The 19,618-nt window shown below is 57.5% G+C and carries 28 protein-coding genes; 19 read left to right on the plus strand and 9 right to left on the minus strand.

Annotated elements, in window-relative coordinates; translation table 11 throughout:
* Positions 1 to 92: 92 nt before the first annotated feature.
* Both OP494_RS07840 and OP494_RS07845 read right to left on the minus strand, forming a co-directional pair.
* Positions 93 to 1,004 carry a sensor domain-containing diguanylate cyclase gene (locus tag OP494_RS07840; RefSeq protein ID WP_280540196.1) on the minus strand — a complete coding sequence of 304 codons (912 nt, stop codon included), beginning with the start codon at positions 1,002 to 1,004 and terminating at the stop codon, positions 93 to 95.
* Between the two features lie 353 nt (positions 1,005 to 1,357).
* Entirely contained in the window at positions 1,358 to 2,686 is a 1,329-nt protein-coding gene (locus tag OP494_RS07845) for a hypothetical protein (protein WP_247639577.1), read from the minus strand.
* A 456-nt stretch (positions 2,687 to 3,142) separates the two neighbouring features.
* Here OP494_RS07845 and OP494_RS07850 point away from each other — a divergent pair, with 456 nt between their 5' ends.
* The 6 genes from OP494_RS07850 to OP494_RS07875 all read left to right on the plus strand — a co-directional run bounded on the left by OP494_RS07850 (position 3,143) and on the right by OP494_RS07875 (position 8,453).
* Positions 3,143 to 3,343 carry a hypothetical protein gene (locus tag OP494_RS07850; RefSeq protein ID WP_098060090.1) on the plus strand — a complete coding sequence of 67 codons (201 nt, stop codon included), beginning with the start codon at positions 3,143 to 3,145 and terminating at the stop codon, positions 3,341 to 3,343.
* A gap of 376 nt (positions 3,344 to 3,719) precedes the next feature.
* Positions 3,720 to 5,066 (plus strand): Na+/H+ antiporter family protein, encoded by a 1,347-nt coding sequence (locus OP494_RS07855; RefSeq protein WP_075370429.1) that lies wholly within the window; start codon positions 3,720 to 3,722, stop codon positions 5,064 to 5,066.
* Positions 5,067 to 5,245: 179 nt separating this feature from the next.
* Positions 5,246 to 5,623: a histone-like nucleoid-structuring protein, MvaT/MvaU family gene (locus OP494_RS07860; protein WP_075370430.1), complete on the plus strand. Its 378-nt coding sequence runs from the start codon at positions 5,246 to 5,248 to the stop codon at positions 5,621 to 5,623.
* Between the two features lie 374 nt (positions 5,624 to 5,997).
* Entirely contained in the window at positions 5,998 to 7,491 is a 1,494-nt protein-coding gene (locus OP494_RS07865) for a bifunctional diguanylate cyclase/phosphodiesterase (protein ID WP_280540197.1), read from the plus strand.
* A 266-nt stretch (positions 7,492 to 7,757) separates the two neighbouring features.
* Positions 7,758 to 8,024 (plus strand): hypothetical protein, encoded by a 267-nt coding sequence (locus OP494_RS07870; RefSeq protein ID WP_247620039.1) that lies wholly within the window; start codon positions 7,758 to 7,760, stop codon positions 8,022 to 8,024.
* A 225-nt stretch (positions 8,025 to 8,249) separates the two neighbouring features.
* Positions 8,250 to 8,453, plus strand: a complete 204-nt coding sequence (locus tag OP494_RS07875) for a cold-shock protein (protein WP_040243594.1) — start codon at positions 8,250 to 8,252, stop codon at positions 8,451 to 8,453.
* A gap of 83 nt (positions 8,454 to 8,536) precedes the next feature.
* On the opposite strand, the gene OP494_RS07880 is transcribed toward OP494_RS07875, so the two are convergent.
* Positions 8,537 to 9,202: a hypothetical protein gene (locus OP494_RS07880; RefSeq protein WP_280540198.1), complete on the minus strand. Its 666-nt coding sequence runs from the start codon at positions 9,200 to 9,202 to the stop codon at positions 8,537 to 8,539.
* Positions 9,203 to 9,452: 250 nt separating this feature from the next.
* On the opposite strand from OP494_RS07880, the gene OP494_RS07885 reads away from it, so the two are divergent.
* The gene (locus OP494_RS07885; protein WP_280540199.1) at positions 9,453 to 10,577 is read left to right on the plus strand and encodes a putative sulfate/molybdate transporter; all 1,125 of its coding nucleotides are present in this window, start codon (positions 9,453 to 9,455) and stop codon (positions 10,575 to 10,577) included.
* Positions 10,578 to 10,658: 81 nt separating this feature from the next.
* Here OP494_RS07885 and OP494_RS07890 read toward each other — a convergent pair whose 3' ends face one another.
* The 3 genes from OP494_RS07890 to OP494_RS07900 all read right to left on the minus strand — a co-directional run bounded on the left by OP494_RS07890 (position 10,659) and on the right by OP494_RS07900 (position 12,302).
* Entirely contained in the window at positions 10,659 to 10,931 is a 273-nt protein-coding gene (locus OP494_RS07890; protein WP_280540200.1) for a type II toxin-antitoxin system YafQ family toxin, read from the minus strand.
* Positions 10,931 to 11,188 (minus strand): type II toxin-antitoxin system RelB/DinJ family antitoxin, encoded by a 258-nt coding sequence (locus OP494_RS07895; RefSeq protein ID WP_280540201.1) that lies wholly within the window; start codon positions 11,186 to 11,188, stop codon positions 10,931 to 10,933. The genes OP494_RS07890 and OP494_RS07895 overlap by 1 nt, the downstream gene beginning before the upstream one ends.
* A gap of 85 nt (positions 11,189 to 11,273) precedes the next feature.
* Positions 11,274 to 12,302 (minus strand): CNNM domain-containing protein, encoded by a 1,029-nt coding sequence (locus OP494_RS07900; protein ID WP_280540202.1) that lies wholly within the window; start codon positions 12,300 to 12,302, stop codon positions 11,274 to 11,276.
* Positions 12,303 to 12,493: 191 nt separating this feature from the next.
* Between OP494_RS07900 and OP494_RS07905 the strand changes: the two genes are divergently transcribed.
* The 9 genes from OP494_RS07905 to OP494_RS07945 all read left to right on the plus strand — a co-directional run bounded on the left by OP494_RS07905 (position 12,494) and on the right by OP494_RS07945 (position 17,428).
* A complete protein-coding gene (locus OP494_RS07905) occupies positions 12,494 to 12,787 on the plus strand; it encodes a BrnA antitoxin family protein (RefSeq protein WP_280540203.1) in 294 nt (97 codons plus the stop codon).
* 583 nt (positions 12,788 to 13,370) lie between these two features.
* Positions 13,371 to 13,649, plus strand: coding sequence for a CopG family ribbon-helix-helix protein (locus OP494_RS07910; protein WP_280540204.1), 279 nt, complete (start codon positions 13,371 to 13,373; stop codon positions 13,647 to 13,649).
* Positions 13,637 to 13,927, plus strand: coding sequence for a type II toxin-antitoxin system RelE/ParE family toxin (locus tag OP494_RS07915; protein ID WP_280540205.1), 291 nt, complete (start codon positions 13,637 to 13,639; stop codon positions 13,925 to 13,927). Before OP494_RS07910 ends, OP494_RS07915 begins: the two co-directional genes overlap by 13 nt.
* Positions 13,928 to 13,995: 68 nt before the next feature.
* Complete coding sequence (cysQ, locus tag OP494_RS07920) at positions 13,996 to 14,832, plus strand: 3'(2'),5'-bisphosphate nucleotidase CysQ (protein WP_280540206.1); 837 nt, start codon at positions 13,996 to 13,998, stop codon at positions 14,830 to 14,832.
* A gap of 154 nt (positions 14,833 to 14,986) precedes the next feature.
* Positions 14,987 to 15,475 carry a nucleotidyltransferase substrate binding protein gene (locus tag OP494_RS07925; RefSeq protein WP_280540207.1) on the plus strand — a complete coding sequence of 163 codons (489 nt, stop codon included), beginning with the start codon at positions 14,987 to 14,989 and terminating at the stop codon, positions 15,473 to 15,475.
* A gap of 66 nt (positions 15,476 to 15,541) precedes the next feature.
* Complete coding sequence (locus OP494_RS07930) at positions 15,542 to 15,841, plus strand: nucleotidyltransferase domain-containing protein (protein ID WP_280540208.1); 300 nt, start codon at positions 15,542 to 15,544, stop codon at positions 15,839 to 15,841.
* A complete protein-coding gene (locus OP494_RS07935; protein WP_246921014.1) occupies positions 15,838 to 16,359 on the plus strand; it encodes a hypothetical protein in 522 nt (173 codons plus the stop codon). Before OP494_RS07930 ends, OP494_RS07935 begins: the two co-directional genes overlap by 4 nt.
* 155 nt (positions 16,360 to 16,514) lie before the next feature.
* Complete coding sequence (locus OP494_RS07940) at positions 16,515 to 16,967, plus strand: antitoxin Xre/MbcA/ParS toxin-binding domain-containing protein (protein ID WP_246921033.1); 453 nt, start codon at positions 16,515 to 16,517, stop codon at positions 16,965 to 16,967.
* Positions 16,964 to 17,428: an RES family NAD+ phosphorylase gene (locus OP494_RS07945; protein WP_280540209.1), complete on the plus strand. Its 465-nt coding sequence runs from the start codon at positions 16,964 to 16,966 to the stop codon at positions 17,426 to 17,428. The genes OP494_RS07940 and OP494_RS07945 overlap by 4 nt, the downstream gene beginning before the upstream one ends.
* Before the next feature lie 69 nt (positions 17,429 to 17,497).
* On the opposite strand, the gene OP494_RS07950 is transcribed toward OP494_RS07945, so the two are convergent.
* The 3 genes from OP494_RS07950 to OP494_RS07960 form a co-directional block, all read right to left on the minus strand.
* Positions 17,498 to 17,839, minus strand: coding sequence for a type II toxin-antitoxin system HicB family antitoxin (locus tag OP494_RS07950; protein WP_280540210.1), 342 nt, complete (start codon positions 17,837 to 17,839; stop codon positions 17,498 to 17,500).
* Between the two features lie 121 nt (positions 17,840 to 17,960).
* The gene (locus tag OP494_RS07955) at positions 17,961 to 18,149 is read right to left on the minus strand and encodes an RES domain-containing protein (protein ID WP_246921025.1); all 189 of its coding nucleotides are present in this window, start codon (positions 18,147 to 18,149) and stop codon (positions 17,961 to 17,963) included.
* Positions 18,146 to 18,379 (minus strand): hypothetical protein, encoded by a 234-nt coding sequence (locus tag OP494_RS07960; RefSeq protein ID WP_246921023.1) that lies wholly within the window; start codon positions 18,377 to 18,379, stop codon positions 18,146 to 18,148. The genes OP494_RS07955 and OP494_RS07960 overlap by 4 nt, the downstream gene beginning before the upstream one ends.
* Positions 18,380 to 18,505: 126 nt before the next feature.
* Between OP494_RS07960 and OP494_RS07965 the strand changes: the two genes are divergently transcribed.
* The 3 genes from OP494_RS07965 (at position 18,506) to OP494_RS07975 (ending at position 19,590) form a co-directional block, all read left to right on the plus strand.
* The gene (locus OP494_RS07965; RefSeq protein WP_246921021.1) at positions 18,506 to 18,811 is read left to right on the plus strand and encodes a helix-turn-helix transcriptional regulator; all 306 of its coding nucleotides are present in this window, start codon (positions 18,506 to 18,508) and stop codon (positions 18,809 to 18,811) included.
* A gap of 176 nt (positions 18,812 to 18,987) precedes the next feature.
* Positions 18,988 to 19,263 (plus strand): type II toxin-antitoxin system RelE/ParE family toxin, encoded by a 276-nt coding sequence (locus OP494_RS07970; protein ID WP_246921019.1) that lies wholly within the window; start codon positions 18,988 to 18,990, stop codon positions 19,261 to 19,263.
* Between the two features lie 18 nt (positions 19,264 to 19,281).
* A complete protein-coding gene (locus OP494_RS07975; protein ID WP_246921017.1) occupies positions 19,282 to 19,590 on the plus strand; it encodes a HigA family addiction module antitoxin in 309 nt (102 codons plus the stop codon).
* Positions 19,591 to 19,618 lie beyond the last annotated feature (28 nt).

Here is a 19,618-nt window from a genome sequence, read left to right on the forward strand (position 1 = left end):
TGTATGCTGTAATTATATACAGTATTTTAGACATGCCAACCCCGCAAGGGGCCACCGTGTCGGTGGAGCGAGGTTGTAATCAGGGGGGGCTGCTATCCGGCGTGGGTCTCAAGCGCTTCGACGGGTGACGAGAGCATACGCGCCTGGGTGGTATTGCGGCCCTGGGCTTTGCAGGCATACAGGGCTTCATCGGCGCAGGCAATCATGTCGTCGATGTCTGCGCCGACGCCGGGAGGACTCGTCACGACTCCCACGCTGACGGTCACGACTTTGGCGGTGGGCGAGTACTCATGCGGGATGCCCATGGCCTGGATCATGCCACGCATGGCATCGGCCAAGCGCCAGGCCTCTTGACTAGGGGTGTCGATGAGTAAGACGAGAAACTCCTCACCTCCCAAGCGAACGACGATATCCGTCTCACGACGGAAAGTATCGCGCAATACGCCAGAGATCTGCACCAGACACTCGTCGCCGGCTGGATGACCGTAGTAGTCGTTATAAGGTTTGAAATGGTCGACGTCCATCATCAGCACTGACACCGTACAGTCGAGACGCCGCGTCAGCGGTAGGGCGACATCGAGACGATTTTCCAGCATGCGGCGATTGCCCAGTTTCGTGAGCGGATCGACGAGCGATTGTTCCAGCAACTGGGCATTGTGTGCCTTGAGGTCCTCGACCAAGTGTTGAAACTGGCGTGCCAGCTCGCCGACTTCATCGCGGCGTTCGGAGAGGTAGGTCGTCATCATGAGGTGGGTATTGTCACCTTCATGCAGTCGACGCGCATGCTCCGCGAGCCGCCGCATGGGGTGTAAAAGGTCCCTTTCGATTCTCAGTAACACCCAGCCTGCTGTCAGTGATATCAGCAATAGCAGCGCGATGACCTGTATGGGCCAGGGCCAGTGTGCCTCACCGACTCCCCAGCCGAGCAGGCCGCTGCCCATGAAGGCCAGCACACTCAGGCGCGCCCATCGCCCCTTGAGGATAAGTGGTTGTTTTCCCTGCATCGATATTATAGACATTAGTATCCATGCCGTTTTTTTATGAAGCGATTAGTCTAAACAGTCAGCTAATGTAAATAAAGTTATCTTATAAGTAAAATAAAATTAAATTTTGTGATTTGATGCAGATCATTTTAAACATGCGTTTGATGGAAGTGATATATCAAATGCAGTATTGAAGTTATGTTTTACTTTTAAAGTATCGGTTCAATCGCGTGGTAGAGAAGAAAGGCGAGGGTAGGCACGAGACAAGGCATGCGTGACATGCTCGGCCCGACGTGGCGTAGAGCATAGCGCATAACATAAAAAACCCCGCTCCTGGGGAGCGGGGCAAAAACGTCAGCTAGTCAAGAAAGCTCTTAGAAGTTGAAGCCGAAGTTGGTCTGCAGGCTGGTGTGCCAGTCGCCGTCGGTCGGCGAACCGAAGTAGCCGAGGGCGTTCTTGTTGGCAATGACACTGAACCAGGCGTAGTACGGACCGGCGGTCACTTTCATGCCCAGGTCGTTGAGCATCGGATCGTCGACATTGCCGCCATCGCCGCTCGGCGAGTAATCGCCTTCGGGGCTGACATAGCTGAAGTCGTTGTAGAAATAGAGGTTATCGATGTCACCCCAGTCGACGTTCATGCTGTACGCCAAGCTGGCGGAATACATCTGGCCTTCAGCGGGGATGAAGTAATTGAAGGCGAATGCACCGACCTGCATTACGTCGTCGGAAATACCGCTATCGTCTGGATTCTCGGCATCGTATTCGTAGGCGGTAGCCTGCAACAGCGTATACCAGTTGCCGTAGCTGCCGTTCAAGCCCACGGCGGCCTGCCAATTATCACCGCTGTCATTGGTATAGTTGTTGTAAAGCTGACCGCCCTTGGCCGAGAAGTTGATCTCGGTGGTGTAGTCGGTGCCCTGACCGAAGGTATACGCCACACGACCGGCAAGCTGGTTCTCGGCGGTATTGCCTTGGTTGGTGGGGTTACCGTCATCGTCTGTGGGTGCATTACCGACGGGGTTCGCCCCGTAGTGCTCGTTGCCGTCACCCAATTGGTCGCTCTTGAAGAAGGCCAGCGAGGTGTCCCAGGCGCCCTGGCTGTGATCCCACTTGATACCGGCGTTCTGGTTGTCGTTGAAACCGGAGAGATACGGCAGGGTGCCGTACCAGCCGAGGTAACCGTAATCCATGTTGCCGAACGGCGTCTGGACCAGACCCACCTTGACGGTATCGTTTTCGCTGGCTTGGTAACCCATCCAACCGCTCTTCAGGAACTGGTAGCCGTCGTAGAAGCGATAATCGAACCCGTAGAGGAAGTTGCCGTGCTCACCGTTGAGGGCGAGGACGAACTTGCCGAAGTTCATGTCACCGGCTTTGTCTTTATTGGCCTGGTCCCAGTCGTTGTAGCTCGCGTTGAGCTGGAGCGTACCGCTGATCTGCGAGTTCTGGATCGAGTCGATCAGTGAGCGGTTTTCTTCGGCAAGCTCACGCGTCTCTGAGGTAGCCTGGCCGCTGTCGGCGGTCGTGGTCGACTGCTGAGCATCGAGTTGCTGCTCCATGCGCTCGACTTGTGCGCGCAGAGCATCCAACTGACGCTGCATGGCTTCGGTGTCTTGTTGTGCCAATGCCGGTGCAGCAAAAGCCAGTGTGCCGGTAACGCCCATGGCGAGGCCGGCTGCCTTGAATGATAGTTGTGCCACTTTTTTCTCCGTTTCCTGCTTAGGGTCGTGAGTCGTCGGATGGGCTGGGTAGCCCTTTGCGAACTGACGCCAGGAAACCCTGAACCGCGTGCTTGAAATGAGCACACAACGCCATGCCATACACGAAGACGCGCCCCCTGAAAGCGAGGACGGTTCCCATGCTTCGCGAGCCATGCGTTGGATATGATTCAGGCGTTCCCTTGATTGCCTTTATTTTCATTATGAGCGGTATCATACCTAAATCTTGCCGTTACATAAATAGGTGTTATGGAATGGCGGGGGAGTCCCCGTATGAGCGCTTATGAAGGGCGCCGGAGGGATCTCGCAATGGGGGGGGCGAGGGCTAGTGAGATGACGCTGAGGGCCCAATTGACGATAATGTCCCACCAACGCCCGGTGAAAGGCAGGGCGAGTATGGTGAGGAAGTCAGTAGACAAAAGGGACAAGGAGAACGAGATGCGCCAAGTCTGGCTAATGGCGATTCTAGTAGGCGGTATCGGAGCAAGCGTGTCGGCGTGCAGTTACACACCCGCGCGTATCGACCCCGAGCCCGTTGTTGAAGTCGGTGATGGACACCATGACCACGATGAGCGACATGAGCATGGGCATGGCGGTGATTTCTGTCCGCCCGGGCAAGCCAAGAAAGGCAACTGCTGAAGCGCCATTAAAAGCGCCCGCGCGATCATTTCATGATGACCGTTCCCTGCATCATAAAAACGCCATGGCCGATCATTTCGGCCATGGCGTAATATCCTGCGCTCCCTTGGCGTCTTCCTGACGCACCGGTGCTTTGCCGGTTCCCGTGAGCCTCCTAGCTCAGCATGCTTCCCTAACGCGCTTAACGACAGTGTCCCTTGTCTGACGAGCAATGGCCTGTTGCCATGCATCGTCACCACCTGTTGTACCCAACCTCTGTGACAATGTCGCGTCACGGATGTGACGTTTTGATGGCCACTTTTGATGGCCGCTTCTAATGGCCACTTCTGTTAGTATCCCGCACTTTTGATACAACACACTCAACGGGAACAAGGCAATGAATGCGGTTATTTTGGCCGTTCTGGTCATGGTGGGGCTCGCATTGGCGCGAGTATCGGTAGTGTTTGCGCTTATCGTGGGCGCCTTGGTGGGCGGCCTGGTTGGCGGCCTGGGACTCGAGGACACGTTGGCTGCGTTCAACGAGGGCGTGGGAGGCGGCGCCAAGGTGGCGCTGGCCTACGCAACGCTTGGGGCGTTCGCGGTGGCGATTTCACGCTCAGGGCTTCCCGACTTATTGGCTCAGCGCTTGATTCGTCTGCTTGGGCACGAGGCGTCATATAAACGTCAATCGGCGGTGAAATACATCCTGCTCGTGGCTTTGCTATTAGTGGCGATTTCCTCGCAGAATCTGATTCCGGTGCATATTGCCTTCATTCCCATTCTGGTCCCGCCGCTGCTCAAGATCATGAATCCCCTGCGTCTGGATCGACGCATGGTGGCGTGCGTACTGACCTTCGGCTTAACGGCGCCCTATATGTTATTACCGGTCGGGTTCGGGGCGATCTTTCTCAACGATATCCTGCTGGCCAATATCAACTCGGCGGGTGAAGCCGTGGGACTCGAAGTGACGCGTGGCATGGTGCCGCTCGCCATGGGGATTCCCGTTGCCGGCATGGCACTGGGGCTTCTGGTGGCTATTTTTTATTCCTACCGCAAACCGCGTGATTATGAAGCGCGCGATGTCGTGACGAGTAACATCCCGCATCGTTCCAGTGAGGTCAGTCTCCATACTCGTGGATTGGTAATGGCCGTCGTGGCCATCGTCTCCGCCTTATCGATTCAATTGTATAGCGGCTCGATGATTATGGGCGGGCTCGTTGGCTTCGCCCTATTGTCGCTAGGCGGCATCTTCAAATGGCGTGAAGCCGATGACCTCTTCACCAGCGGTATGCGAATGATGGCGCTTATTGGCTTCATCATGATTACGGCGGCGGGGTTTGCCTCGGTCATGCAAGCGACGGGCGAGATCGACACACTGGTCGAAAACGCCTTCGCCATTATCGGCGACCATCAAGGGCTTGCCGCGTTGATCATGCTGTTAGTTGGTTTGTTTATTACGCTGGGGATTGGCTCGTCGTTTTCGACGATTCCCATTATTGCCGCGATCTACGTACCGCTCGCCATACAGTTCGGCTTCTCACCCATGGCGACGGTGGCCCTGGTGGGTACCGCCGCCGCGCTGGGCGATGCTGGCTCGCCGGCCTCTGATTCGACGCTGGGGCCGACCTCGGGACTCAACGTCGATCGCCAACATGACCACATCTGGGACTCGGTCGTCCCCACCTTTTTACATTACAACATCCCGCTCATCGTCTTCGGCTGGCTGGCGGCAATGTGGCTTTAAATGGGGGCATTGCTTTGAAAGTGAGACAGGCTAATGTCGATCTGCTTGCTTGAAAGCGAATTAACGGCAACTCGGAAAGGCGAAGGTTGCGATAGGTAAATAAAAAATAAGGTGGGGCTTGGCAATAAGCGAATAAATGGCGATAATATGGACACATCCCAACTGTCTAGAGGTAAAGAATGTCTCTGTTGAGCGAGTACATGAAAAAGGAACAGCTGCTAAAGCAACTCAGCGAAGAGTTGCAGCAGCTGGAACAGGACCAGCGCCTGACATCTGAGCTGGAATTCAAGGAAAAGCTCGAAACCTTGATGAAAGAGTACGACAAGACGCCTGCTGCCGTTATCGAACTGCTTGATCCGCAGCCTGCTTCTCGTACTGCGTCGTCGTCTCAGGCGAGCACCGGCGGACGCCGCAAGCGTAAGCTGAAGATCTACAAGAACCCCAACACCGGTGAAGTGGTGGAAACGCGGGGTGGTAACCAGAAGACGCTCAAGGCGTGGAAAGATCAACACGGCAACGAGACCGTCGAGTCTTGGTTGGTACGCGTCGAGGACTAAACGTCTTCTGAGAACAAGCGCTTTCCAGCGAAAGCGCGTTGCGTTCCAAAGCGTATGTTCGGAAGAGGCTGATGCTTGAGCATCAGCCTTTTTTTATGTGCCGTACCCATTGGCTAATGAATCGTCAATCGTCAAGAGTGGCGTTCGAAAGCCACTGCGCCCAGCGAATGGGTATCGTGAGTTTCGCGGTTGATCGATGACTCCGGCTATCCCGTTTCAATAGACAGCAGCGTGGTAGCTTGGCTGGAGCGCAGATCAATAACACAAGAGGCATAACGGAATGGCACAAAAGGCGCCACGGGCGTCTACGCTAGTTGATGAGGCCTCGGGTAAAAGGATGAAAGGCTTCTCATCAACGGCAGGAGGCCGTAAACATGGCAATGGGAATTAACAAGGCCAGGTTTTGGCTAGGGCTTTTATTAGGGCTTTTATTGGTGCTGGCGACCCTCTCGCTGGGAGAGGCTTGGCTCACGTTCGCCCTGGCGTCGGCCGCGCTGGCCATGGCGGGCCTTGCCATCTGGCTGGCGTGGTGGCGCGAGCGCAAGCAGCGTCTGAAGCGCCAAGCCCTGCGCAACGACCGAGTGACCGATCTGCCGGGGCGCGTGCTCCTCGAGCGACACTTGCAACGCTTCATGGACGATGCCTACGCCGTCTCGCTTTATTATCTGGCGTTCGATGCCTTGCGCCATCTGCGCGCTCAGTTCGGGGTCGAATGCGCCGACCTGGCGGCTCAGGGCATCGCCGAGCGCCTGCGCGATACCTGCGGCGGCGTGTGTTACCCGGCGCGCCTCTCGGACGACGTCTTCGTGGTCATGGCCTCTGGCGCGCAAGATCCCCTGGCGATGGCTGCGCGTTATCAGGAAATGCTCCACGCGCCCATCGAGGTGCATGGTGTGCCGCATCGGCTCGAACCACGCATCGGGGTTGCCGTTTCGCCCGAGCATGGCAAGACGCCCACGGCGCTGTTACAAGCCGCGCAGGATGCCGCCGACCAAGTGCTAGCCAGCGCCGGGGCCGAGCCGCAGCTATTCGAGCTCGATCTGCTCAAGACGTCCGAGCGTCGGCGTTTCCTGGCGGAGACGTTGGCCGATGCCCTGGAGCAGGAAGCTCCGTTCTTCGAGCTGTATCTACAACCTCAATACCGTCTCGCCAATCGGCAACTGGTGGGCGCCGAGGCCTTGATTCGTTGGCAGCACGACACCTTCGGCACTATCTCGCCCGGTGAATTCATCCCGGTGGCCGAAGCCAGCCACCAGATCGTGCCGCTGGACGAAAAAGTGTTCAACACCATGCTCGCCTGGCTGGCGCGTCACGAACTGCCGCATACGCAGAGCCTGGTATGGGCGGTCAATCTGTCGATACGGCATTTCGACGACCAGCGATTCACCGATTGGCTGCTGGAACGCTGCCAGCATTACGGCGTTCCCCCACAATGCATCGAGCTCGAGGTCACCGAGCACGTCGCCACACAAGACCTTTCTCAAGTGCGCCAAATCATGCGCATCTTGCGCCTGCACGGCTTCGGGCTGGTGCTGGACGACTTCGGGGCCGGTTATACGTCGCTGCGTTTTTTAAAGGAACTGCCGTTCACCAAGGTCAAGCTCGATAAGGTCTATATCGATGCCATCGCCGAGGACGAGCGCAGCCAATTGCTGGTCAAGGGCATCATCGATCTGGCGCGGGGGCTGGGGTTGACTGTTGTCGCCGAAGGGATAGAAACTCAAGAGCAGATGGATGTCCTGCGCGGACTGGGTTGCCCCGTTGGCCAGGGCTATCTATTAGGGCGACCCAGGCCCGTCGAGTCTTTCCTGTGGCGGCTATCACAGCGCCAAGAAACGCCACTAGCGCGCTCCGCGCGCACGCACTAGCTTCTGTACGCCAATTCGGTGAGTGCGGCGCATGGCGCATATAGCACATAAAGAAACGTAGGGATTGAACTTCGCAGATTTGGCATCATCTATAATATCGGGCCGAGTCAACGCCAAGCGATTTAGACATCGCCTATTCAGAGCAACCGTTTTTCCGCGTTACCTATCTGTGTGACTCGTTGCCGTACGTCGAGCGTCTCCGGTACACCTGACCGAAGCCGTGTTATTACGCTTTTGAACCGCTACATCGTGATTTCAATATTTCCATGAAAAACAATCGTCAAGCCTCGTCACGCCATATGGACGAGCGTGAAAAGCTCCGCAAGTTTCGTGAACTCGATGACGCCTTCGCCACGGCTCTCCAAGAGCTCGATGGCGGCGGCGCAAGCAATGAAGATGCCGCGCCCCAAGAGCCGCCGTTCGAGGAACGCCTGCAGGCGCTGATGCAGGAGTACAACCAATCCAGCCAAAGCGTCGCCACGCTGATGCGTACCATCGTCGAGATCGGTCACGCGTCACGCGAAGCGCAGTGACATATCGCTCGGGGCGCGCCACTGGCGCGCTGAGAAGATACGACGAGAAAGTGTTGACAGCGCTCCGGCAAAGGTCCAAGCTTAGCTCAGTAGGTTAGCAAGTGGCATACCGTCAGTAGTAATCGATGTCTTCGAGAGCCTGGTGTATCGCTTATTTGTTTTACCCACTGCAACTCGGGTAATACCCGGCAATTGAAAGCGCAATGCGTGTAAAGGATATCGAAAATGGCAACTGGTACAGTTAAGTGGTTCAACGACGCTAAAGGTTTCGGCTTTATTTCTCCGGACGATGGCGGCGACGACCTCTTTGCCCACTTCTCCGAAATTCAGGCTGAAGGCTTCAAATCTCTGCAGGACGGTCAAAAGGTTTCCTTTGACGTCACTCAGGGCAAGAAAGGCCTTCAGGCGTCTAACATCAAGCCCGAGTAACTTCGCGTTTGATTCGAAGCCGCAAGGCTTCGCATAACAGGGCCCGCTTCGGCGGGCCTTGTTGCGTTTGGGGTAGCAGTTGATCAACGGTCGCTCGGCAGTGAGTCCAGCCATTGGCGTATACGATGTTGATGCCAGCGGCGCGAGACCCGATGGGTGTCGAACGTAGTGGGCACGATCAAGCAATCATTATTTTTCTCGTTGGGGTCGAGCTCGCTCTTCTCAAGCATGAAACACCGGTACGCGCCGACTGGGCGGTCTTCGCTGCCATAGATCGCGATCAGCCGGATCTCCAGCATCCTCAGCTTTTCATCTTCTAGCGTCAGCGTGTTTCGGTCGATATCAAGCTCGTGCCCTTCGGCGATATGATCGATGATCTCTCTGAATGAGCACACCTGATGATAATCGCCGGAATCCAGAGGTCCCTGGCGGGTGGCATGCTGCTCGCTACTCCCTTGCTCGCTGTTGTCTGATCGGGTGTAATCAGTCAGGTCGCAGGTATATTCACCCCTGGACGTGTGCAATACCCCCATGACATTCGAGACGAAGATCGCCTCCGAACTCATGTTGCTGATCAGACACATACCGTCCGGCGACTTGCTGCGCCCGCGATTGATGATGATGCGCGGCCGGCGCTGACGTGCAAAGCCCAGGTAAAGAAGCTGCGCGTAGAATAGCCATACGCCCAGGGTGCAGAAACTCGCGACCGCGCTCAGCGCGCCGCTGTTATTGTTGAGCCATTCAAGCATTCCTTGCTCTCCTTGTAAGTGCTAAGTAAACGTTATTGTTTGGAAAAGAAAAACGCTACCTGACAAGTATCGTCCGGCAGCGTTGACTGTGCGACTTTAGCAAAAGCTGTGAAGCGTGCGGCGCGAAGGACGCGGTGCATTACACCTATTGCGTGGGCCATGTAGCTTGATATGTCATAAACTCAGTTTCAATAACAATTGTTAAACACGGCACATGAACCCTGTCGCTGTAGAAGGTTGATATAAAACAATGAACACAGCGTTTGCCTTCAATCTGCGCGAGGTTAACGGGGCGCTGGGCGATCTCGGCACCTTGCTGCCGCTGATGCTGGGGAGTATCGCCATCGGCGGGCTAGCGCCCGTTCCGGTGGTGCTGGGGTTTGCCATCTTCTATCTGGGCACGGCATTTTACTATCGCCTGCCGATCCCCGTGCAGCCCATGAAGGCCGTGGCAGCCGTCATATTGACGGCAGGCATGTCGCCGCTGGAACTGGCCATCGCCGGGGCAACGATCGGTGTGGTGTTATTGATCCTGGGGCTGACCGGCTGGATCGCGCGCCTCAACCGCTTGATCCCGCAATCCGTATTGACCGGTCTGCAACTGGGGCTGGGGGCGTTGTTGGCCTTGACCAGCCTCACGCTAATGGCCGAGCAAGCCTGGCTAGGCATCGCTACGCTCAGCGTGCTGCTGGTGGCAATGCGCTTTCCGCGCTGGCCTTCCGTGGTGCTGGCGTTATTGACGGCCTGGGGGCTAGGGCATTTTCAGGCTGCGAGCGCGCCGCTCATCGACACCGGCACCACGTGGTTTCCCGCGCTGGCGAGCTGGCCGGATATGCAAAGCATCGAACGCGCCATGTCGATGCTGGTGTTGCCGCAACTCTCGTTGACCGTCACCAACGCCATCGTCTTGACCACGCTCGTCGCCGGCGACTACTTCGGTGAGCGCGCCGCGCATGTCACGCCGGCGCGCTTGTCGGTTTCCACCGGGCTGGCGAATCTCGTCTTCGCCCCGATGGGTGCCTTGCCGATGTGTCACGGCGCCGGGGGCTTGGCCGCGCATTACCGCTTCGGCGCACGCACCGGCACCGCGCCGCTACTACTGGGAAGCTTGTTGCTGGCCATGGCATGTTTACCACCGCAATGGGGGCTGGGGCTGCTTGCCGGTATTCCTAGCGCCGGGCTCGGTGCCTTGCTACTCGTTGCCGCTTGGCAACTGGCCATCACCAAGCGGTTGTTCGATAGCAAGCCCTCGTGCTGGCTGGTAATCGCCGCGACCGCCGTGATCACGCTCGCGCTCGATCCTTTCTGGGGGCTGGTCGCCGGTGGCATCGCCGAATGGGCGCGAATTAGCTGGCGTCGCCGCCATCACGCTTGAGGCGTTTCACCCAGCGCTGCTTGGCGTACTTGCGCAGGTTCTCGACGTTGGGGAAGGCCTTAGGCACTTTGCGGACTATGCCTAGTCTTGGAAAAGGTCGGAATGACTGCCGGTACGTGCCAAATGCCACTCATCGCCCACGACGCAATACAGCAATAACCAGTCTGGTTCGATGTGGGCGTCCCGGTAGCCATTCCAGTTTCCCCGCAGCGGATGATCTTGGTATTCCTCAGGCAATGGAGCCTGCGCGACGAGTAGGGCGAGCAGGCTCTTCAGTTTTGTTGTGTCCTTGCCACGCTTAACGGCGCGCTTCACATCCCGTTTGAATTGGCTGGAGCGAACAGGTGTCAGCATCAGACACCCAAATCATCGAATAGAGCGTCAGCACTATCGAAGCGTTTTCCCTTTCCGGCTTCTAGCTCATTCATCGCCGTTGTAGTGGTCGTATTCGGCACTTGAACGGCGAAGGGCAAACGTTTTTCGTCAGCGACTCGCAGCATCAACAAGCGGATGGCATCGGAAACCGACAGTCCCATCGCTTCCAGCGCCGCAGTGGCGCGCTCTTTGGTTTCGCTGTCGATACGAGCACGGACGACAGTATCGGCGCTCATGGCATTGCCTCCTTTTGTAGCTACATGGTGACTACAGTATAGCCGATATAATCGGTAGCAGCTATTCATCAACCTGACGCTTGCATCATGGCGTATCGCCGCCATCACGCTTGAGGCGTTTCACCCAGCGCTGCTTGGCATACTTGCGCAGGTTCTCGACGTTGTCCGTCTCATCGACGATATCCTGGCCAAGAATCGTCTCGATCACGTCTTCCATAGTGATCAAACCCACCCAGGTGCCGTGTTCGTCGTACACCACGCGCATGTGGCCGTGATCCTTGAGCATCGCGGTGAAGACATGCTCCACGTTATCCGTCTCGTGCAGCGCCTCGATGGGGTGCATCAGCGCCTTCATGGTCTGCTCATCTTCGGCGTGATAAGTATCTGCCTTGTGGATATAGCCAATCGCCTGCTCGCCGCCGTCCATCACCGGAAAGCGCGTGAACTGCATCTTGCCGTACTGCGCATCGAATTCCGCCACGCTGAGATCCGGCGTCACCGCCACGCACACCGTGCGCGGCGTCATCACGCTCTTCACCCGAATCTCATGCAGATTGAGGATATTGACGATGGCGCGCGTCTCGTCGCTATCCAGCGCCTTCTCATCCAGGCCGATGCGCGCCAGCGCCTTGATCTCCCCGCGCATGTCGACATCGTTCTGCGTGCTGCCGATACGATTGGTGATCCGCTCGGAGAGCCAGATGAACGGCGTCAGCAGTACGATCATCACCCGTAGAATCGGCGGCAGCAGCGGGGCGAGGGCCCGCCAATGGCTCGCGCCGATGGTTTTGGGGATGATCTCCGAGACGACCAGAATCGCCAGCGTCATCAGCGCCGAGGCAATCGCCACGTGCGCATCGCCGAACACCACCGCGACCTGCGCGCCCACACCCGTCGCGCCCACGGTATGCGCGATGGTATTAAGCGTGAGAATCGCCGCGAGCGGCCTATCGATGTTGGACTTCAGCTTGGAAAGCGAGGCATGCAGCTTCGGGCGATCATCCTTCAACTGCGCGATATAGCTCGGCGTGAGTGACAGCAACGCCGCCTCGAGAATGGAACACAGAAACGAAAACCCGATGGAAAGCAGGGCAAAGGCCGCAAGGAGGACCATGAAGACTCTTGGTTGAGAATGGAGCGAGTATTTATCCAGTCCCTAAGAAGACTGTCAATCCATGCGTGAGGCGTTTTTCGACGGAGGGTGGCGGGGTGGGTGTAGCGTGCCTTATCTATCGCGTTTTCCTTGTCAAAATTATTTATTGGGGGTACGTTAAAGAAAGAAGGATAATCCAATGAGGTATGCCAATGATCGCGAAAAAAGACGATTCAAAGACTACTTGGATTGATCCTGATGATGCTCCAGAGCTCGACGACGATTGGTTTGAGGGAGCTTATCAGTACGAGGATGACAAGCTGGTCAAGCGTGGCCGTGGGCGACCGCCTTTGGCGCGCAAGAAGATGCCGGTAAAGGTGCGGTATGACCAAGACGTCATCGACGCCTTCCGGGAATCTGGCCCTGGCTGGCAAACGCGCATGAATGAAGCCCTTCGCCAGTTTCTGGCCGAGCATGACATCAACGAGCTGGATAGGCGACAGTGATTGGCGTAAGACAGCTTGGTGACGGCGTGCTGGGCCAGCTATCAAGCCGATCAGGGGATCGCCCATGACGACATGCGTGCGCTTTTTGATCGGTCGAGTGAGTTGTGACTTGGCGTGTTTTCTACCACCCAGACGTACAGCAAGACCTGACGCGACTGGGCTCGGCCGCTGCAACACGTAGGCTGGATGTCATTGAAGCGCGAATCCGCGATGGCGAGCCTGACAAGCTCGGGAAGCCACCTCGAGGGACGCTAGCCGGTTGCCGGCAAATTCGTACTGGCAATACGCGGATCGTGTACAAGGTGGATGGAGAGGCCCTCCAGGTTTTGCTCGTGGCGGTGGGCACGCGACGAGATGAAGAAGTTTATAAACTCGCTGATCGACGGGTTTGATATCCTCCCCGCCTAGCAACCATACCCGTCTGTAATTGTTTTGAAGTTGTATTGTCGGCACTCGATATTAGCGTGACGGAGCTGGCATAAAGCAGTTTGGCCTCATTGCTTCCATCGACAGTCACGCCTAAGCGATCTATGGTAGTTAGAGGTATTACCTATTGCTACAAGCTTTAACCACGGAGGCTGACATGGCGACCCCGACATCCATCAAGCTCGACGACGACTTGAAAGGCAGGGTGCAGCACTTGGCCGATGCGCGCCGACGCTCACCGCACTGGCTCATGCGTGAGGCCATCGAGCAGTATGTAGTGCGTGAGGAAGGCCGGGAAGCCTTCAAGCAAGATGCGCTCCGGGCTTGGGAGGACTACCAAGCAACGGGCCTGCACGCGACTGCAGGCGAAGTAGAGAAGTGGCTGAATAGCTGGGGAACGGATCACGAGGAGTCCGCTCCCACATGCCACAAGTGATCTTCGCCCCTGCAGCGATCAGAGACCTCGAGCGGCTGCGTGAATTCTTGCGACCGAAGAACCCCGCAGCGGCCGAGCGAGCTGCTCAGGCTATCCTGCAAGGCGTCCAGGCACTCGGAGAAAATCCCCATATCGGACGCCCAATCGACGACCTGCCAGAAGCCTATCGGGATTGGCTGATTGACTTCGGTGATAGCGGCTATATCGCCCGGTACCTTGTCGATACTAACACCGTGGTGGTGTTGGCCATCCGCCAACAGAAAGAAGCGAGCTTCTAGCTGAGCCGTTCAGTCACCATGCCCATTAGCAATAGCCTCAACCCGATATTCCGGATACCCGAATCAAGATGACCGACTTCATTACCGATTCCACGCGCGATCGACTTATCGAGGGCGTTCACGCCGCCGGCCAAGAAGTCATGGCGATCTACCGCCGCGACTTCGCCATCGAGGAAAAGGCCGACGCCAGCCCGCTCACCGAGGCGGACATGGCCTCGCACCACGCCCTGGTCGGGCTGCTGGAAGTGCTCACCCCCAAGGTGCCGATTCTCTCCGAAGAATCCGCCGAGATCCGCTACGAGACCCGCCAAACGTGGCAGCGTTACTGGCTGATCGACCCGCTGGACGGTACCAAGGAATTCATCAGCCACAATGGCGAGTTCACGCTCAATGTCGCCCTGGTGGAAGACGGCGTGCCGGTATTCGGCATCGTCCACGCGCCCGCGCTGGAAAGTGGCCCCGCGACCTGGTGGGGCCAGCACGGGCAGGGCGCCTACAAGCGCGAGAACGGCAGTGACGATCAACCGATTCACGCCCGCGCATTGCCCGATCCCCAGGCCGAACCCTGGAAGATCATCGGTAGCCGCCGCCATGGCGCCGACATCTTCGAAGCCTTCTGCCAGCGCCTGCCCACGCATGAATGTGTCTCCATGGGCAGCTCGTTGAAGCTATGCCTGGTCGCCGAAGGCCAAGCCGATCTCTACCCGCGCCTTGCCCCCACCTGCGAATGGGACACCGCCGCCGCCCAAGCCGTTGTCACCGCCGCTGGCGGCCAAGTGCTTGATGTCGAAACGCTCCAGCCGCTTCGCTGCAACCAGCAAGACAGCGTCTTGAACCCCTTCTTCATCGTCTGCGGTCAGCGCGACCAACGCTGGGAAAACGCCCTGCGCGAGAGCATCGCCTAACCCGGGGCAAAAGCTGCGGGATACGAGCCACGGGCCGCGAGCTACAGGCTACAATATTGCTCGAAGCCGCTCTTCACAGCGCCCCGAACCTGGCGCTCGAAGCCCGAAAATATGAACGGTCGCCTGCTGCGACAAACGATCCAGGGGGATGACAATGGCGGACGATATCCGTTGGCAACAGCGGTTCGCCAACTACATCAATGTGTTTACCCGGTTGGAACAAGCTGTCGAGGCGTATGGCGACACGACGCTGGATATCATCAAGGAGGGTGTCATCCAGCGTTTCGAGTTCACTCACGAGCTTGCCTGGAAGGTGATGAAGGATTACCTGGAGCATGAAGGTATTCAAAACGTGACGGGATCACGCAGCGCAGCCCGGCATGCCTTCAACATCGGCCTTCTGGAAGACGGCCAAGCCTGGATGGATATGATAGAAACCCGTAACCATACGGTGCATGCATATCGTTACAGCATCCTGGAAACTGAATTCAAGAACATCGTCGAACGCTACTATCCGGCATTGAAGCAGTTTCGAGAGACGATGGAGGGCCAGCGCGAACTCGATAACGAAGCCCTACGCGAGCATATCGAGAGGGTTGGCCAGAGATTCGATGCGACCCATTCACCGTATCACCCTCGCTAAAGCTGGCGGGATAACGCTGCCACGAGCAACGAGCAACGAGCCGAACGCCTTGCAGAGATGAACACCATGCGCCTGACTGACAGCCAACGACACACCATCCGGCAGCTCGTCACCGACGAGCTTGGTCCGGGCAGCACGGTAAAGCTTTTCGGCTCACGGCTGGATGATAGCGCCCGTGGCGGCGATATCGACCTGTTCGTGGAAGTCGGCGCACCGGTGGAGCATCCCGCACAGCTCGCCGCCCGGCTCAGTGTGCGTATCATGCGCGCCATGCACGGGCGCAAGGTGGATGTGCTGCTGAGTGCTCCGAATCTCAATGAGCAGACGATACACAAGCTGGCACGGGAACAAGGCGAGTGTCTATGAATAACAGTTCTATGAATGACAGTCCCATGAACGGCCGCCCTATGAACGACAATCTTGCGGAGCGCTTGCGCTTCCTGAAACGCGTGGTCGAGCGTGAGATCCACCATCTTCGCTACTCATCGGATCGCGTGTTTGCCGCGCCGTTCACCGAGGAACTTGCCGCCAGGCTGGGTGAAGATGAGGCATTGGCAGAGAAGCTGGAAGCCTACACCAGCCGATTCTGCCGACTTCAGGACACGACCGGCGATAAACTGCTTCCGCTTTGGCTACGTGCCCTGGGCGAGAAGACTGGGGCCGTTGCCGACAACCTGGATCGCGCCGAAAAGCTTGGTGTGCTCGATTCTGCCGACAAGTGGCTCGAGATTCGTCAGACACGTAATCAAATGATCCATGAATACATCGAATCCCCTCAGGTGCTGGCCGACGCGCTTAATACAGCACATGACTATCAGGAAACGCTCATGGCGTTTGCCCATGCCATGCTCAGTGATGCCAAGCGGAGAAACTTGCTTGAGTAAGCCTGCGTCACGAGCCACGAGCTACAATATTTCACTAAGCCGCTCTCCACAGCGGCCCGGCCCTGGCGCTCGCAGCCCGCAGCGTAGAACAATAGCGATGCCGAAAGCATCACGTGATATGCTATAGATCTATCAAGTGATGGAAGGAGGCGGCCATGTCCAGCACGATCAAAGAGTATCGTCCCAAGGCGGTGGATCGGAAGAAGGGTTTCTGGCAGACCCTGGGCTTGCCTTCTCGAGGGCCAAAACTGCATGAAGCGCTGAGCGAAGGCGTTCCCTACGAGGTCTACACCAATCTCGCCGCTGTCTCTGGCCTGGAAAGCCAAGAGCTGGCGCGGTATGTCGTCATCTCCTCGGCCACCTTGCAGCGGAGAGCGAAAGCAGGCCACTTCAAGCGCGACGAAGGCGACCGTCTGTATCGTTTTGCTGAAGTCTACAAAAGTGCCGTCGACCTGTTCGAGGGAGACCGGCAGCGGGCCAACACCTGGCTGCTCAACCCGGTGCGTGGGCTAGGGGGCCAGCGTCCAGTCGAGATGATTGCGACGACCGCGGGGGCGGAAGCCGTGCTGGACCTTATCGGGCGGCTTGAGCACGGCGTTTTCGCATGAGCACGATACAAGGATACCGTCTCGTCAAGCGTAAGTGGCTCAAGAGCGCCTTCGATGGCGAAGGCGCCCGTTTATACGGTGGGCGGTGGAACAGCAAAGGAAAAGCTTGCGTATATCTCGCGAGTGCTGAGTCGCTGGCCATCCTCGAAGTGATGGTGCATCTCAACGACTACCGCCTGTTGGAAGACTATGCGCTGCTCGAGGTGACGTTTCATGACGATGACCTCATGCAGCTTCCAGAGGATGGGCGACCGGACGATTGGATGGTTGAGCCAGCGCCATCGTCTACCGCCGAGATCGGCGACGGTTGGTTGGAAAGTCAGTCGAGTCTGGTGCTGGCCATACCGAGTGTCGTCGTGCCCAGGGAAACGAATTATCTCGTCAACCCGGAGCACCCCGGCTTCAAGGCAATGGTCGAGAGCGCCAAGGAAATGGCATTTACCCCGGATAAACGCCTCTGACGTTTTCCTCGAATACCAGAGCGCGTACTACGAGCAACGAGCGAGGCTGCCGCCCGCAGTGCCTGGCAATCAAGGATGCTGTTGCAGGTAGTCGTTCAGCGCATGGCGGGTGAGGTCGTTGAGCGAGATGCCGTGCTGCGAGGCTGAAACGGCGGCGGCCAGGTGCAGGTCGTGGCCGACGCGCACGTTGAAGGACCCCTTGCACGGCGTCTCGGGCGTCTCGCCGAGTTGCTCGCAGGTGGCGAGGTAGTCGTCGACGGCTTCGCGAAACGCGACTTCCAGCTCCGCCACTGTCTCGCCTTCGTAACTGACCAGGGCGCGAACGAACTGTAGCTTGCCGAACAGACAGTTGTCTTCGGTGCTGACGTCGAGAGAGCCGTAGTAGCCCCGGTACTTCAAGAGTTTTTCCATTAGATCAGCCCTCCTGAGCGTAGCTGCTCGCTGAACGGCACGCTCTGGTGCGCTTCGAGTCGCACTAACATGTTCACGTCACTCCCAGGAACTCGAGTCTTTGGGAAGCAGCCCATTGGGATCATGGACCTTTAGCATATCGCCTTCTCAGCGCGGTGGCTTCTTCGAGGGCCAGATAAAGTGCCGGTACCCCAGGGCGGTTCAGTCGACCACCATGTTCACCTGCACCGGCTCCGCTAGTAGGAGCAAATGCCCATCTAGGCACATGGACACGATAAGCCTCTGTTGCAAACCGCAGACGCTGGATCATCCGGTGACCCCGGCTTTGAGCGACTGTACATAGCGCACCAGATCATCAGTGCGGCCAGCACTCACCAGTTGCTCGGGGGTTTGATAGTCGAAAGGCGGTATCGGCTCATTGCGGAACCAGAATAGAGCGTCCGGCAGGTTGCCATTGATATCCGCGGCCACCCCCAGCACGCGGATGGCATCGCGTAGCAAGATCGTCGACGATGAGCTGGTGATTCTGGTGTTGGACATCGGCCCCAGAGGAGACATTTACAAATGAACGCACAGATCATTGAACGGGAAGGGCGGCCAGAATAAGCCGTCATTCCTTATGACGAATACCGGGAGCTGTTGCACAAGGCTGAAGAGCTGGATGACGTGACAGCTTTTGATCATGCGACGCGCGAGCTGGCAGAGGGACGTGACGAGCTGGTGCCGGCAGAGGTGGTCGACCGGCTGCTTGCCGGGGAGAACCCCGTCAAGGTCTGGCGCGAACACCGCCGCTTGACCCAGGCCGCGCTGGCCGAGCCGGCTGGCGTATCCCAGTCGTACGTCGCCATGATCGAGCGCGGGGACCGAACCGGGCGTATCGAGGCACTGCGCAGGATCGCCGATGTGCTCGGCGTGAGCCTGGATGACCTGCATGACGACGTACTGCGGGAAGACGAAGCAAGTGGGCCATAGAGATCGCCTTGCGCGAAAGCGTCGCCTAACCCGAGCCACGAGCTAAAAGCTGCGAGCTACGAGCGGCGGGCTACGAGCGACAATGCCGCCCGAAGCCCGAAGCAAATACGTCAAACTAGGGATGTTTTGTAATCTTTTAGTTTACACATGTAGCCAAATAGGCTACACTTACTCTAATGATCAAGACGTTCAAAAACAAGGCCCTAGCGACGCTTTGGGAAACCGGTACATCCAAAATCGACAAGCGTATGCATAGGCGCATTCTTATCCGCTTGGCTGTGATCAACGAAGCTGCCAGCGTCGAAGATATCAACCTACCAGGTTATAAGTTTCATGCTTTGCAGGGCTTCAACCCAAAGCGCTACACCGTACATGTGAACGGTCCTTGGTGCCTCACTTTTGAATTTGAGGCCGGCAACGCTTATCAAGTTAATTTTGAGCAATACCACTGACTAAAAGGTGAAGCCACCATGGCTATTACTGCGAAGCAAAACCCCGACCGCTGCCCGCCGCACCCTGGCGAGGTGATCGAAGACATGCTGGAAGATATGGACTACAGCAAGGGCGATATTGCCCAGATGCTGGGCATTTCACGTCAGCAGCTGCACGCCATTCTCGCCACACGCAAGCCTGTCTCACCACAAACAGCCGCGCGGCTCGGCAAGCTGTTTGGTAACGGTCCGGGCCTGTGGCTACGGCTCCAGGCGGCCTATGACGCCTGGCATGCCGAGCGCGAAGTAGACGTCAGCGCGGTGCCCTCGCTAAAGCTGGCGGGATAACGCTGCCACGAGCAACGAGCCGAACGCC

Origin of the sequence: Chromohalobacter sp. 11-W (genome assembly GCF_029889905.1) — a bacterium.
In the GTDB taxonomy this organism is placed as follows: domain Bacteria; phylum Pseudomonadota; class Gammaproteobacteria; order Pseudomonadales; family Halomonadaceae; genus Chromohalobacter.